At 65.9% G+C, this 13274-nt stretch carries 15 protein-coding genes; 4 read left to right on the top strand and 11 right to left on the bottom strand.

Annotated elements, in window-relative coordinates:
* Positions 1 to 160: 160 nt before the first annotated feature.
* The 3 genes from FJQ54_RS13745 to FJQ54_RS13735 are packed head-to-tail and all read right to left on the bottom strand — an operon-like array spanning position 161 to position 2323.
* Complete coding sequence (locus tag FJQ54_RS13745) at positions 161 to 949, bottom strand: hypothetical protein (protein ID WP_140928985.1); 789 nt, start codon at positions 947 to 949, stop codon at positions 161 to 163.
* A 21-nt stretch (positions 950 to 970) separates the two neighbouring features.
* The gene (locus tag FJQ54_RS17555) at positions 971 to 1273 is read right to left on the bottom strand and encodes a hypothetical protein (protein WP_181160173.1); all 303 of its coding nucleotides are present in this window, start codon (positions 1271 to 1273) and stop codon (positions 971 to 973) included.
* Positions 1274 to 1330: 57 nt separating this feature from the next.
* Positions 1331 to 2323, bottom strand: a complete 993-nt coding sequence (locus tag FJQ54_RS13735; RefSeq protein ID WP_140928984.1) for a cysteine synthase A — start codon at positions 2321 to 2323, stop codon at positions 1331 to 1333.
* Between the two features lie 103 nt (positions 2324 to 2426).
* Between FJQ54_RS13735 and FJQ54_RS13730 the strand changes: the two genes are divergently transcribed.
* Both FJQ54_RS13730 and FJQ54_RS13725 read left to right on the top strand, forming a co-directional pair.
* The gene (locus FJQ54_RS13730) at positions 2427 to 3923 is read left to right on the top strand and encodes an ABC transporter substrate-binding protein (protein WP_181160172.1); all 1497 of its coding nucleotides are present in this window, start codon (positions 2427 to 2429) and stop codon (positions 3921 to 3923) included.
* The gene (locus FJQ54_RS13725) at positions 3920 to 5095 is read left to right on the top strand and encodes an acetyl-CoA C-acyltransferase (protein WP_140928982.1); all 1176 of its coding nucleotides are present in this window, start codon (positions 3920 to 3922) and stop codon (positions 5093 to 5095) included. The genes FJQ54_RS13730 and FJQ54_RS13725 overlap by 4 nt, the downstream gene beginning before the upstream one ends.
* A 301-nt stretch (positions 5096 to 5396) precedes the next feature.
* On the opposite strand, the gene FJQ54_RS13720 is transcribed toward FJQ54_RS13725, so the two are convergent.
* A complete protein-coding gene (locus FJQ54_RS13720) occupies positions 5397 to 6185 on the bottom strand; it encodes a PEPxxWA-CTERM sorting domain-containing protein (protein WP_140928981.1) in 789 nt (262 codons plus the stop codon).
* Positions 6186 to 6313: 128 nt separating this feature from the next.
* On the opposite strand from FJQ54_RS13720, the gene lepA reads away from it, so the two are divergent.
* Positions 6314 to 8131, top strand: a complete 1818-nt coding sequence (gene lepA / locus FJQ54_RS13715) for a translation elongation factor 4 (protein ID WP_140928980.1) — start codon at positions 6314 to 6316, stop codon at positions 8129 to 8131.
* A 2-nt stretch (positions 8132 to 8133) separates the two neighbouring features.
* A complete protein-coding gene (locus tag FJQ54_RS13710) occupies positions 8134 to 8994 on the top strand; it encodes a hypothetical protein (RefSeq protein WP_140928979.1) in 861 nt (286 codons plus the stop codon).
* 13 nt (positions 8995 to 9007) lie between these two features.
* Here the strand turns inward: FJQ54_RS13710 and FJQ54_RS13705 are convergent, their stop codons facing one another.
* From FJQ54_RS13705 to pyrE, 7 genes are read right to left on the bottom strand one after another with little or no spacing between them, the layout of a single operon-like run.
* On the bottom strand, positions 9008 to 9388 hold the full coding sequence (locus tag FJQ54_RS13705) for a PIN domain-containing protein (protein WP_140928978.1): 381 nt from the start codon (positions 9386 to 9388) through the stop codon (positions 9008 to 9010).
* The gene (locus FJQ54_RS13700) at positions 9385 to 9639 is read right to left on the bottom strand and encodes an antitoxin (RefSeq protein WP_140928977.1); all 255 of its coding nucleotides are present in this window, start codon (positions 9637 to 9639) and stop codon (positions 9385 to 9387) included. Before FJQ54_RS13700 ends, FJQ54_RS13705 begins: the two co-directional genes overlap by 4 nt.
* Before the next feature lie 33 nt (positions 9640 to 9672).
* Positions 9673 to 10716, bottom strand: coding sequence for an AI-2E family transporter (locus FJQ54_RS13695; protein ID WP_140928976.1), 1044 nt, complete (start codon positions 10714 to 10716; stop codon positions 9673 to 9675).
* 16 nt (positions 10717 to 10732) lie between these two features.
* Positions 10733 to 11557, bottom strand: a complete 825-nt coding sequence (lepB, locus tag FJQ54_RS13690) for a signal peptidase I (RefSeq protein ID WP_140928975.1) — start codon at positions 11555 to 11557, stop codon at positions 10733 to 10735.
* On the bottom strand, positions 11554 to 11955 hold the full coding sequence (acpS, locus tag FJQ54_RS13685) for a holo-ACP synthase (RefSeq protein WP_140929038.1): 402 nt from the start codon (positions 11953 to 11955) through the stop codon (positions 11554 to 11556). Before acpS ends, lepB begins: the two co-directional genes overlap by 4 nt.
* Complete coding sequence (locus FJQ54_RS13680; protein WP_140928974.1) at positions 11955 to 12689, bottom strand: pyridoxine 5'-phosphate synthase; 735 nt, start codon at positions 12687 to 12689, stop codon at positions 11955 to 11957. Before FJQ54_RS13680 ends, acpS begins: the two co-directional genes overlap by 1 nt.
* A complete protein-coding gene (gene pyrE / locus FJQ54_RS13675) occupies positions 12686 to 13267 on the bottom strand; it encodes an orotate phosphoribosyltransferase (protein WP_140928973.1) in 582 nt (193 codons plus the stop codon). Before pyrE ends, FJQ54_RS13680 begins: the two co-directional genes overlap by 4 nt.
* Positions 13268 to 13274: the final 7 nt, after the last annotated feature.

The raw sequence follows: 13274 nt of genomic DNA, 5'->3' as shown, positions 1-13274 counted from the left end.
CAGATTGGCGGTCTTATTTGCAACCTTCTGAATCGACATGATTTTCCTAAACGCCTTTCGACGCAGGAAAACGGCATAGACCTGTGGATAACCCTGTTGGAAAGCCGCCGCGCCAGAGGCCCGCCCCAGAGTCGCCCACCAAAGCCCATCGCCTGGCGCATCAGGGCAGTGGTTCGGCTACGCGGAAGGCATAGCGGCGCGCGGCGCGCACGCTCTCCAGCGTGTCGGACGTCAGGCGCAGGAAGTAACGGCCATCGCCGTCCGGCACCTGCTGCAAATCGATCACGGTTCCATCCACCAGCTTCACGCGCAGCAGCTTCGCCCCGCCCCAGCTCACATCGGCACCGGCCACGAAATCCTTCGCGCCAAGGTCGGCCAATATTTTCGCCACCTGCACCGTCGCCTCCGCAGACAGCGCCTTCGGCCCATCCTCGCCCAGTTCCTCCACGGCCGCGATGCGGTCGGCCGGAATCTGCGGCGCCTGCAACGTGGACCATGCCGACGGCCACACCGGCAACGCGGGCGTCTTCGCCAGCGACAGCCGCTCGCCATCGGGCAGGCGCTGCGCCTCCCCGGCCCAGAAGGCCGCCTCACCCAGCGCCTTCCCGTCCGCGTCCGACAAGCGCACCGTCAGCGGCGCACGTTGTTGCTCAGGCGCATTCGCCGCTACGGGCCGCCCGCGCAGGGCCAGCAACTCGTCCAGAGAGCGGCGGATTCGCGCCTCGTCGGCGGGCGCATCGGCCGCGCTCGGAATCTCCCAGCCCCCGGTTCCGGCCTTGCGGGCCAGCACCACCCGTTCGCCCTCGCGCGACAATTCGATCCCCGCCACCGCCTCGCGGTCGATATCGCGCATCAGCGCCTGCGTGCCGGCATTGTCCCGCCACAGCAGCGCACCCAACAGCAGCATCGGTGCCAGCAACAGCGCGAGCACAAGCCAGCGGATGTTCACGCGTTCAGGCCTTCACAAGAGTCAGATTTCGACAGGCTGGCCGGGATTGCGTACCGTCGGCGAGGCCAGCGGATAGCCCTGATCGGATGACGGCGCGACAGACGCCTGCGGCTCAGCCACAGGGGGCGGGGGCGGCGAAGGCTGACTGGCCTTCTCGCTTCCGGGGGCGACTCCAAGCTGTGCCAAAGGCTCACCGGGGTCGGCTGCCTGCGCAGCTTCAACCCGGGCCTGTTGCGCCGGGTCCGGCGCGAACAGAAGGGCAGCGGCAGCCGTCACAAGAAAGACGGCGGCAAGCCCAGTGAGACCGGCGCGAATGCGATCCATAAATGTAAATCTAGTTGACTGTGGCCGAAATGTCGAGGTGCGACATGAACAGCCTTGTCAGATTTCCCGCCACCCCGGCAACGGCAGCCCCTTTGCCGCAAGCCACTCCGGGTTCCAGATGGTGGAAAGATAACGGCTGCCATTGTCGCACAGGATGGTGACGATGCGCTTGCCCGGCCCCAGCTGCCGCGCCAGCTTCTCCGCGCCCGCCACGTTGATCGCGCTGGACAGCCCCAGATGCAGCCCGTCCTTCTCCATCAGCTCATACAAGATGGGCAGCGCCTCCAGATCAGACACGCGAAACGCCACGTCAATCGGCGCGCCGTCCAGATTGGCGGTGATGCGGCTCTGGCCGATGCCCTCGGCCACGCTGTTGCCCTCCGCCTTCAACTCGCCACTGGTGAACCAGCTGAACAGCGCCGCGCCATCCGGATCGGCCAGCCCCACGGTGATGGCGGGATCATATTCCTTCAGCCCCAGCCCCACGCCCGCCACGGTGCCGCCGGTGCCCGCCGCGCAGATGAAACCATCCACCTTGCCTTCCAGCGCGGCCCAGATTTCCGGCGCGGTGGATTTGATATGCGCCAGCCGGTTTGCGATATTGTCGAACTGGTTGGCCCACACCGCGCCCGGCGTTTCCTCCGCCAGCCGCCGGGATGTGTGCACATAATGGCCGGGGTTGGCATAGCTGGTGGCGGGCACCAGCACCAGTTCGGCCCCCAGTGCGCGCAACGCGTCCTTCTTTTCCTGGCTCTGCGTTTCCGGCATCACGATCACGGTTTTATAGCCCAGCGATCCGCCGATCACCGCAAGCCCGATGCCGGTGTTGCCCGCCGTGCCTTCCACGATGGTCCCACCCGGCTTCAGCGCGCCGGATCCTTCCGCATCGCGGATGATCCACAGCGCCGCGCGATCCTTCACCGAACCGCCGGGGTTGAGAAACTCGCACTTGCCAAAGATGTCGCAACCGGTCCGGTCAGACGGGCCTTTCAGCCGGACAAGGGGGGTGGAGCCGACAAGGCCGGCAATGTCGTTGGAAACGCGCAGCATGCCTCCTTCCTACCACGCTTCCTCCGGCTTTCCAGCGCCCCGGGCGCATATCAAAATCATCCGGCTTGAAAGCTGCGCCATATCGGCCGATTGGCCTTGGCCCATGGTTCTCGCCCGCCAAATGCTGCTGCCCGCGCTGCTGTCTCTTGCGCTGCTGCCTGCCTGTCGCGGCCCGGACGCGGCAGACGTTCCGCTTGCGGTGGACGCCGTGGGCGATCGCGCCGCCCGCGCCATCGTGGCGGATGCGGTGAACGCCGGGCTGACCTCGCGCGATTCCGCAGGGCTGGTGATCCCCGGCCTCGCCCAGAGCTGGCGCGTTTCCGATGATGGGCTCTCCATCGTTTTCCGCCTGCGCGATGCGCAGTTCGTGGGCGGCGCGAAGGTGAGCGCCGCCGATGTGGTCGACTCGCTGCAACGCGCCCGCCGGGGCAATGCCGGCGCGCTCACCCGCGACCTGCTGGCAGGCGTGACGGATGTGAACGCCCCGCTGGACAATGTGATCGAGCTGCGCCTTTCCACCCCGCAGCCCGAACTGCTGGAGCTGCTGGCCACCCCCCCGCTCGCCATCCGCGCCCGCCGCAGCCGCGAAACCGCGGGCGCCTTCCTCGCCGGTGCCCCAGCCACAGGCACGGAAAAGGGTGCCGTCGCCCTGCGTGCCAACCCCCGCTATTTCGCGGCAGACCGCGTCGCCCTCGAATCCGCCAGCGTGCACAGCACAGAGGCCGAGGCCGCCATCCAGCGCTTCAACCGGGGCGAGACGGACCTTGTGCTGGGCGGCGGGCTGGACGGTTTCGGCGCGGCCCGCGCCACCGCACCGCGCGGCACGCTGCAACTGGAACAGCCCCGGGCCGCGCTGCTGCTGCTGCTGAACCAACGACAGGAACCCCTGTCAGATCCGCGCGTCCGTCGCGCGCTGGCGCTGGCGATCGATCGCAACGCGCTGGGCGAAGCCTTTTTCGGCAGCCGCAGCGCAACCGGCGTGCCCGCCCTCTCGCCCTCGAACATCGCAGGATATGCCCCGCCCGAACCGGGCTGGACAGCGCAGCCCTTCGTCGGGCGACAGGAAGAAGCCCGCAAGCTGCTGACCGAAGCCGGTTTCGATCCCGTCACCAACCGGCTGAAACTCGCCGTCAGCATCCGGCAATCCCCCGGCGAAACCCGGCTGATGGAACTGGTCGCAGCCGATCTCGCGCAGGTGGGTGTCGATCTCACGCTGGAACGGCGCGACGCGGATTCGCAGCGCCGCGCCATCGCGACCGGAAGCTTCCAGCTGGCCCTCACCCGCCGCGACACCCCCGTAGACAGCCCCCTGCCTTTCCTCTGGCCCAACCTCTGCCGCCGCAACAATCAGGGCGTTTGCCTGCCAGAGGCAGACAAGCTCTACGCCGAAAGCTGGAAAGCCCCCACGCGCGGCGAGCGCCTCACCGCGCTGCGCGAAGCCGAGCGGCTGTGGGCGGAAAATGGCGCGGCCATCGGGCTGGTGCAGCCCATGGGCTGGTCGCTCGTCTCCCCCCGTCTCACCGGCTTCACGGCCAATCCCGGCGGCAGCCACTCGCTGCGCCATCTCTCCATCGATCCCACCCGGAGGTTCCTGAAATGACATCCCCCACCGATATCGTGATCACCGCCGCCCGCCGCACCGCCATGGGCGGTTTTCAGGGCGATTTCCGCGACGTCACCGCCCCGGAACTGGGGGCCGCCGCGCTGAAGGCCGCCGTCGCCGATTCCGCGCTGTCTGCGACCGATGTCGAACAGGTGGTGATGGGCTGCGTGCTCCCGGCCGGGCTGGGGCAAGCCCCCGCCCGTCAGGCCGCGCTGAAGGCGGGTCTGGACCTCTCCGCCGCCTGCGTCACCCTGAACAAGATGTGCGGTTCCGGCATGAAGGCCGTGATGGACGCGCACGACGCGCTGAAGGCCGGAAGCGCCGCCATCATCGCCGCCGGCGGCATGGAAAGCATGACGAACGCCCCCTATCTGCTGCCCAAGGCCCGCTCCGGCTATCGCATGGGCCATGGCCGGGTGATGGATCATATGTTCCTCGATGGCCTTGAAGACGCCTATGAACCCGGCCGCGCCATGGGCACCTTCGCCGAGGAAACCGCCCGCGCCTACCAGCTCACCCGCGAAGCGCAGGATGCCTATGCGCTGGAATCGCTCGCCCGCAGCCAGCGCGCCATCGCTGACGGCAGCTTCGCCGCCGAAATCACCGCCGTCCCCACCAAGACCGGAGACATTCTGATCGACGAACAGCCCGGCAAGGCCCGCCCGGAAAAAATCCCCAACCTGAAACCCGCCTTCGCGCCCGACGGCACCGTCACCGCCGCCAACGCCAGCTCCATCTCAGATGGCGCCGCCGCCCTTATCCTGATGCGCCGCGAAACGGCTGAAGCCCGCGGCCTCGCCCCTCTCGCCACCATCATGGGCCACAGCGTGCACGCCCAGAAACCCGCCCTGTTCACCACCGCCCCCGTCCCGGCCATCGGTAAACTGCTGGAGCGCCTGAACTGGAGCGCCGACAGCACAGACCTGTTCGAAGTGAACGAGGCCTTCGCCGTCGTCGCCATGGTCGCCATGCAGGAACTGGGCCTCCCCCACGCCAAGGTGAACATCAACGGCGGCGCAACGGCCCTCGGCCACCCCATCGGAGCCTCCGGCGCCCGCATCCTCGTCACCCTCATCCACGCCCTGCAAAAACGCGGCGGCGGCCGGGGCATCGCCAGCCTCTGCATCGGCGGCGGCGAAGCCACCGCCGTGGCACTGCAGGTGCACTGAGGGGCCAAAGCGCTTTTCGCCTCCGGCGGGCAGGGCTCTGCCCTGCACCCGGCAGGGAAATGATTTCCCTGCACCCTCAACATTAGCGCTGTGCCCAAACTCCAGCGTCGTGGACTTGATCAGATTCGATTGCCTGCGGCGCTACGAAGCTCTCTCCCCCTGTAAGGGGGAGAGTTGGAGAGGGGGTGTCACCGATTGGCCTGATCCACCACAACCCCGCCCCCCAAACACCAAAAACCCGAAGCCCGGGCGCAGAGCGACAACCCGATCAGCCGCTCCGCGCCCGAACCCCGCCGGGAAATCAGGCTGCGGCGGTGGGGACAGCCCTGCGCCGGCGGGCCACGCTGCCCACCAGTCCGAACCCGGCGATCAGCATCGCCCATGTGGCCGGTTCCGGCACGCCGCCCACGACAGGCGGCTGCACGGGCGGAAGAATGGTTTCCTCGATCCCGGCGTAGATCACATTGGCCTGCGAATAATTGTAGAAGCCGAACGCGCCGTCGCTGAAGCTGCCCATCACATCCAGTTCCAGCGCGCCATTCACGAACACCTTTACGCTGGAGGCGGTGAACTCGATGTCGAACGTGTATTCGACGAAATCCTCCCACCCCGTCGAACCCAGCGTGGCACCACGCGCCAGTTCGGTAACGCCGAAGGCAGGATTGTGCAGCCATGCGCCGGCATCGTCCGTCAGCCCGGTCGTTACGTGCGAAATGGCAAGACCGGCCTTCGCCACGCCGCCGAAATAGCCGCCCTGATCATATTGCTTCCAGTCGATCAGCAGGAAGTCGGCAGCGCCGGGTGCCGCGTTGATCTCCCCGGCATTATAGCCCAGCACGAAGCCGATATAATCGTCATCGCCGCCGGTGTTCACCTTGATGCTTCCCGAAAGCTTGCGGCCCTGCGCATTGCCCGGCGCATAGAACACACCGGGATTCACGTTCTGGGTCTGCTCCACGCTGTTGTTGCCGCTGCCCAGCACCCAGTTGCCGGAGCCTTCCTGAGTCCAGTCCGACAGGTCCACCGGCGCCGCGACGGCTGGTGCCGCCATCAGAAGCACGGCAGTCACGCTTAGAATCTTGCTGTTCATAATGCTTATCCCCGGTTGCGCTGGGTGTGCCCTCCACACCCTGCTACAGGTAATGCGGGAAATCGGCGGAAACCGGATCAACCGGCCGCGCGCTTTGCCATTTGCGCGTCACAGGCTAAGGGCGCGGGATGGCATCCGTTCCCCCCACCGATCTTTCGCGAATCCGCAACTTTTCGATCATCGCCCATATCGACCATGGCAAGTCCACGCTGGCGGACCGGCTGATTCAGGCCACCGGCGGCCTGTCTGATCGGGAGATGTCGGCGCAGGTTCTCGACAATATGGATATCGAGAAAGAGCGCGGCATCACCATCAAGGCGCAGACGGTGCGGCTGGATTACAAGGCGAAGGACGGCAAAAGCTACATCCTGAACTTGATGGACACGCCGGGCCATGTGGACTTCGCCTATGAAGTCAGCCGCAGCCTCGCCGCCTGCGAAGGCGCGCTGCTGGTGGTGGATGCGGCGCAAGGGGTGGAGGCGCAGACGCTCGCCAACGTCTACCAGTCGATCGAGCATGACCATGAGATCGTGCCCGTCATCAACAAGGTGGATCTGCCCAGCGCCGAGCCGGAAAAGGTGAAGGCCGAGATCGAGGAGATCATCGGGCTGGACGCTTCGGAGGCCGTGCTGGCCAGCGCCAAGTCCGGGCTTGGCATCGGCGATGTGCTGGAAGCCATCGTCACCAAGATTCCACCGCCAAAAGGCGATGCCAATGCGCCGCTGAAGGCGATGCTGGTCGATAGCTGGTATGACCCGTATCTGGGCGTGGTGATCCTTGTGCGGGTGATCGACGGGGTGATCCGCAAGGGCCAGAATGTGAAGTTCATGGCCGGCGGCACCGAGCATCTGGTGGATCGTGTCGGCGCGTTCCGCCCGAAGATCGAGCAGCTGCCGCAACTCAGCCCCGGCGAGATCGGCTTTATCACCGCGCAGATCAAGGAAATCGCACAGGCCCGCGTGGGGGACACCATCACCGATGTGAAGCGCCCTGCGGCGCAAGCGCTGCCCGGCTTCAAGGAAGTGCAGCCGGTGGTATTCTGCGGCCTGTTCCCCACGGACGCCGCCGATTTCGAGAAGCTGCGCGACAGCATCTACAAGCTGCGGCTGAACGATGCGAGCTTCAGCTTCGAAATGGAAACCAGCGCGGCGCTGGGCTTCGGCTTCCGCTGCGGCTTCCTCGGCCTGCTGCATCTGGAGATCATTCAGGAGCGGTTGAGCCGCGAATATGATCTGGACCTGATCACCACGGCCCCATCCGTTGTCTACAAGGTGTTCCTGACGGACGGCACCGAGATCGAGCTGCACAACCCGGCCGACATGCCCGATCCGGTGAAGATCGATCATATGGAAGAGCCGTGGATCGAAGCGGTGATCTATGTGCCCGACGAGCATTTGGGCGCGATCCTGAAACTGTGTCAGGACCGGCGCGGCATTCAGAAGAACCTCACCTATGTCGGTGGACGGGCGCAACTGACCTACGAACTGCCACTGAACGAAGTGGTGTTCGATTTCTATGACCGGCTGAAGAGCATCAGCCGCGGCTATGCCAGCTTCGATTATCACCAGACGGGCTATCGCGAGGGCGATCTGGTGAAGATGTCCATCCTTGTGAACGGCGAGCAGGTGGATGCGCTGAGCATGATCGTCCACCGCGACGCCGCCGAAGCGCGCGGGCGGCACATGTGCGAGCGGCTGAAGGATTTGATCCCGCGCCACCTGTTCAAGATCCCGATTCAGGCGGCGATTGGCGCCAAGGTGATCGCGCGCGAAACCATCGCCGCGATGCGCAAGGACGTGACGGCGAAATGCTATGGCGGCGACATCAGCCGCAAGAAGAAGCTGCTGGAGAAGCAGAAAGAGGGCAAGAAGCGGATGCGCCAATATGGCAGCGTCGATATTCCGCAGGAGGCGTTTATTGCGGCGCTCAGAATGGGTGACGAATAAGCATGACGCGGCCTGTCCTGCTGCTTGCGCTGGCGGGATTGTTCGCGGCGACGTCGGCTGCTTGCACGCCTGCGGTGGAGGCTGGCCCGTTCGGGCAGGAGATGCTGAAGCGGCTTCGCGAAGCCTATCCGGATGCAGGGATCGAACAGGCAGATGCGCTTTCAGCCACCGCGACCCTGCGGGACGGCAACGTCCTGACGTTCAATTTCGACCGCGTTCTCGAATTCTGCCAGACCGCCGCCGCCACAGACTGTGCAGAGCAGAAGCAGAAGTTCGTGCAGGCTGCGCGCGAAGCGATGGTCCCGCAGATCGTCACACGAGACAATCTGCGCCTCGTCGTGCGCGGGGCGGATTATCTGGCGGAAATCGCGCGCATGGGCACGGCGAACAATCCCGCCCCGCTTCAACGCCCGCTGTCTGCTGGTCTTGGGGTGGTGCTGATGGCCGATTTCCCCACCACGGCCAGAACGGTGAACAGCAGTGACCTGCAAAAGCTGGGCGTTGGCGACGACGAGGCACTGCGGCTGGCGCGCGCGCAGGTGCTGGCGGCGCTTCCCGAAGTGCCCGGAAGCCATGAACTGAAGGACGGCGCACTGGTCGGGATCGAGGCGGAGTATGTGGAAAGCCTGATCCTGCGATCAGACGCATGGGCGAAACTGGATGCCGACACCAAGGGCCGCATGTTCATCGCCGTTCCCGGCGCGGGCCTGTTGCTGGTGGGTCTGGATGCCGACGCGGGAGGCAAGGAACTGACGGATATTCTCGCCAAACTCTACAGTGAAAGCCCCCGGCCGATATCGCCGCTCGCCTATCGCTGGCGCAATGGCGGCTGGAAGGCCGTGGAACCCGCCCCCTCGAACTGATCACCGCGCCGCGCTATCCCCAATCCAGCACCTCCAGCCCCGGCACATCCGCGAAATCCACCGGGTTCATCGTCGCCAGCGGCAGCCCGTGCACCAGCGCTGTCGCGGCAATCAGCCGGTCCAACAGCTTGCGGCGGGAGAAGCCGGTGGCGGCGATGATGGCCGAATAGACATCAGCCTCCCGTGCTCCGAGTTCGAGTGTAACGATTTCCGTGAGCAAGGCCTCGTTGCGGAGCGCCCGCACCGGGCCATGAACGGGGTGCAGCAGACCCGCCGCCAGCTCGACCCGGGTCACGGTGGAGATTGAAGCGGAGCGCCATTGGGCGGCCTTTGCCAGCACTGCAGGATCGCCATCCCGCAAATGGATGCACACGCTCGTATCGAAAAGGATCAATCGATCAGCCCGGGCCTATCGGGATAGTCGAACGGCTCGCGCTGCTCCGGCTCTGCGGGCCTCGGCATATCGGCCAACCGCTTCAGCATCGCCTGAAACCGGCTTTGCTGCTGGCCGGCGTCGACGATGACAACTTCATTCCCGCGCCGTTCGATCTGAACCACCGCATCGGCTTCGAACCCAAGCTCACGCGGGAGGCGCACGGCAAGGCTGTTGCCGGACTTGAAGACCTTGGTGACGATTGCGTTCATGGCGTTCGGATATACATGGATATACCGCCCCGCTCAATCCGTCACAGGGTGCCCAAGCGCGTCTTTCACATACAGCTCGCGCGCCAGCACATAGGCGCTCACCAATATCGGCCCGCCCAGCAGCACGCCCACCACGCCGAACAGTGCGCCGATCGCCAGCAGGCCGAACAGCGTCAGCGCGGGCGGCACCTTCACCGTGCGCTGCATGATCAGCGGCTCGATCACGCTGCCCGCCAGTTGCTGCACCACCAGATAGAGCAGCACCGTCATCAGGAAGGTGTGGGTATCCACCGTCAGCGCCACCAGCAGGCCCACGGCTGCCCCCACCAGCGGGCCGATCATCGGGATGAAGCCGCACAGCCCGGCGATCAGCCCCAGCGCCACAGGCGTCGGCACGCCGATCAGCGTGAGGCCCACGGTGATGAACACCGCCGTGAACGTCATGGAGATGAACTGCCCCTTCAGCCATGCGCGAAGCGCAAACCCCGCCCGGCCGATCGCGTGGTTCGCCACCTGTGCGCGGCCTTTGGGGGCCAGCAGCACCACGCCCTGCTGATACACGCCGGGCTGCGCCGCCATATAGATGCCGCCCATCACCGCCAGCGCCAGTCCGGTGACGCTGCCGCTGATGCCCGAGACAAGGCTGCTGAGGATGGAGATGATGGTGCCGCCGCTGGGAATGGAGCTTTTGATCTGCTCGTTCACCTGATCCTGATAGCCGCTGTCTGCGACGATGCGGGTCAGATCGGCCCACGCCTGCGGCAGCCGTGCCCCCAGTTCGCGCAACTGGCTGGAGATTTCCTGCCCGAAGAAATAGAACAGCCCCGCCAGCAGCCCGAACAGCGAAATGGTGGCAACTGCCAGCGCCATGCGGTGCCCCAGCCCCGTCAACCGGCCGATCCGGTGCGACAGCGCGTTCAGGATGATCCCCACCAGCACGCCTGCGAACACGATAAGCAGCACGTCGCGCATCCGCCATAGCGCCAATGTCAGCACCACGAGCAGAATGGTGATCACAACGCGCGCGGCATATTCGCCACGGCTGAGGGGGCCGACGGGGACGGGGGAGTCGCTCATCGGCCCGATACCCGCCCTATTTCCTGAGGCTCATGAAGGCGCGGTCGCCGCGCAGCGCCCCCCACCATGTCAGCGGGTTCAGCGTCTGCGAGCCATCAAGGCTGAAGGTGGTGAACTCGGCCCGGCCCACGATATTCTCGTAAGGCACCAGCCCCAGCCCGCCGATTTCGGGCGGCACCCGGCTGTCCATGCTGTTGTCGCGGTTGTCGCCCATCATGAACAGCGCACCTTCCGGCACCGTGATCGGGCCGAAATTGTCGCGCTCCGTCATGGCCATGTCCAGCGTGTTGAAGGTGCGGCCGTTGGGCAGCGTTTCACGGTAGGTGGGATAGCGGCACACCGGCACGCCCGCCGCGTTCATTCCGCGAAACTGCGGCATGTAAGGGCAATCGGTGTTGGGCGTGACTTTCAGCTCGGTATAGGCCTGCCGCACGCGCGGCACCGGCTTGCCGTTCAGGAACAGCTCGCCGTCGCGCAGCTCCACCGTGTCGCCGGGCAGGGCGATCACCCGCTTGATCCAGTCCGCGCCGTCTGCCGGGCTTTTGATCACCACGATGTCGCCCGGATCGGGATAGCGGCCGAACAAACGGCCCGGAATATGCGGCAGCACCGGCAGCGACGGCGACAGATAGGAGAAGCCGTAAGGATATTTGCTGACGATCAGCCGGTCCCCCACCAGCAGCGTCGCCATCATCGATTCCGACGGAATGAAGAAGGGCTTGGCCACGAAGCTGTGGATTCCCAGCACGATCAGGATCAGCACGAGCCATTGCTGGATCTCGCGCCGCCAGCTGAACGGCTCTTTCGGCGGCTTGGTCACGTCTGGCGTGGAAGCGTTCATGCAGCACTCGCGGTTATGAGCACGATGGCCTGTGCCCAGGGATGATCGTCTGTCAGGGTCAAATGGATATCCGCCTTATGCCCCGCCGGGATGATGGCGGCAAGGCGCGCGGCTGCGCCCCCGGTCAGGTGCAGCGTGGGGCGGCCCGAAGGCAGGTTCACCACGCCGATATCGCGGAAGAACACGCCCGCGCGAAAGCCGGTGCCCAGCGCCTTCGAAGCCGCCTCTTTCGCGGCGAAGCGCTTGGCATAGGTGGCCGTGCGCGTCAGCTGGCGGCGGTTGGCCTTGGCCTGTTCGGTTTCGGTGAAGATGCGATCGATAAAGCGCTGGCCGAAGCGGTCTATCGAGCTTTGGATGCGCTCGATGTTGCACAGGTCGTTGCCAAGGCCGATGATCATCATGCGCCTGTCTCAACTGTTCGGGCGTCATCCATCAGCTGCCGCATATGCCGGATGGAGGCTTCCAGCCCGATGAACAGCGCCTCGCCGATCAGGAAATGGCCGATGTTCAGTTCCGCCAGTTGCGGGATCGCCGCCACCGGCTGCACATTCTCGAACGTCAGGCCGTGCCCGGCATGCACCTCCAGCCCCAGCGAGGCGGCCAGCGCCGCGCCCTCCGTCAGTCGCGTCAACGCATCCGGCTCGCCATGGGCATAAGGCCCCGTGTGCAGTTCCACCACCGGCGCGCCCAGCCGCGCGGCCATCTCGATCTGGCGCGGATCGGGGGCGATGAACAAGGAGACGCGGATGCCCGCCGCAGACAGTTTCTGGATCAGCGGGGCCAGATGATTGTGCTGCCCCGCCGCGTCCAGCCCGCCCTCCGTCGTGCGCTCGGCCCGGCGTTCCGGCACGATACAGGCGGCATGCGGCCGGTGCTTCAGGGCGATGGCCAGCATCTCATCCGTCGCGGCCATTTCAAGGTTCAGCGGCAGCGCAATGCCCGTCACCAGTTCGGCGATGTCGGCGTCCGTCATGTGCCGCCGGTCCTCGCGCAGGTGCGCGGTGATGCCATCCGCGCCAGCCGCCGTCGCCAGTTCCGCCGCGCGCAACGGGCTGGGATGATCGCCGCCCCGCGCGTTGCGGATGGTGGCGACATGATCGATGTTGACCCCAAGGCGGAGCCGCGCCGTCACGCCGCGCGGCTTCCCGGTTTCACCGCCGGGATTGCCGCCAGTTCGGGCGGCAGATCATCCGGCTGATAGCTGGGGACAGACAGGCGGATCAGCGGCGTGAAGGGCACGCCCAGATCGGCCGTGCCGTTGGAGCGATCCACCAGGCTCGCCGCATGGATCACCTTGCCGCCCGCTTCCTCCACCGCCCGGATCGCCTCGCGGCTGGAAAGGCCGGTCGTCACCACATCCTCCATCAGGATCACGGGTGTGCCCGGCTCCAGCCGGAAGCCGCGGCGGAGTTCAAAGGTGCCGGTGGGGCGCTCCACGAACATGGACTCCACCCCCAGCGCGCGCGCCAGTTCATAACCGCAGATCAGCCCGCCCATCGCGGGCGCGATCACCGCCTTCGCGCTGGCCTTCACCTCCGCCGGAATCTTTGCCGCCAGCGCCTGCGCCAGCCGCTCCGCGCGGGCCGGGTCCATCAGCACCCGCGCGCATTGCAGGTATCGGGGCGAGCGCAGGCCCGACGAGAGAATGAAATGCCCTTCCAGCAGGGCGTCCGCAGCGCGGAATTCGGCGAGCACATCTTCGTCTGTCATGCGCCGG

Origin of the sequence: Sandaracinobacter neustonicus, from assembly GCF_006385875.1 — a bacterium.
In the GTDB taxonomy this organism is placed as follows: domain Bacteria; phylum Pseudomonadota; class Alphaproteobacteria; order Sphingomonadales; family Sphingomonadaceae; genus Sandaracinobacteroides; species Sandaracinobacteroides neustonicus.
The sequence above is the reverse complement of the archived record's forward strand: the minus strand, read 5'-3'. Positions and strand labels throughout refer to the sequence as shown.

Bases quoted from the DNA above. Each gene is read 5' to 3' on its own strand.
- FJQ54_RS17555 (WP_181160173.1), bottom strand. From the start codon at position 1,273: ATGGATCGCATTCGCGCCGGTCTCACTGGGCTTGCCGCCGTCTTTCTT.
- FJQ54_RS13735 (WP_140928984.1), bottom strand. From the start codon at position 2,323: ATGCTGCGCGTTTCCAACGACATTGCCGGCCTTGTCGGCTCCACCCCC.
- FJQ54_RS13730 (WP_181160172.1), top strand. From the start codon at position 2,427: ATGGTTCTCGCCCGCCAAATGCTGCTGCCCGCGCTGCTGTCTCTTGCG.
- FJQ54_RS13725 (WP_140928982.1), top strand. From the start codon at position 3,920: ATGACATCCCCCACCGATATCGTGATCACCGCCGCCCGCCGCACCGCC.
- FJQ54_RS13720 (WP_140928981.1), bottom strand. From the start codon at position 6,185: ATGAACAGCAAGATTCTAAGCGTGACTGCCGTGCTTCTGATGGCGGCA.
- lepA (WP_140928980.1), top strand. From the start codon at position 6,314: ATGGCATCCGTTCCCCCCACCGATCTTTCGCGAATCCGCAACTTTTCG.
- FJQ54_RS13710 (WP_140928979.1), top strand. From the start codon at position 8,134: ATGACGCGGCCTGTCCTGCTGCTTGCGCTGGCGGGATTGTTCGCGGCG.
- FJQ54_RS13700 (WP_140928977.1), bottom strand. From the start codon at position 9,639: ATGAACGCAATCGTCACCAAGGTCTTCAAGTCCGGCAACAGCCTTGCC.
- FJQ54_RS13695 (WP_140928976.1), bottom strand. From the start codon at position 10,716: ATGAGCGACTCCCCCGTCCCCGTCGGCCCCCTCAGCCGTGGCGAATAT.
- lepB (WP_140928975.1), bottom strand. From the start codon at position 11,557: ATGAACGCTTCCACGCCAGACGTGACCAAGCCGCCGAAAGAGCCGTTC.
- acpS (WP_140929038.1), bottom strand. From the start codon at position 11,955: ATGATCATCGGCCTTGGCAACGACCTGTGCAACATCGAGCGCATCCAA.
- pyrE (WP_140928973.1), bottom strand. From the start codon at position 13,267: ATGACAGACGAAGATGTGCTCGCCGAATTCCGCGCTGCGGACGCCCTG.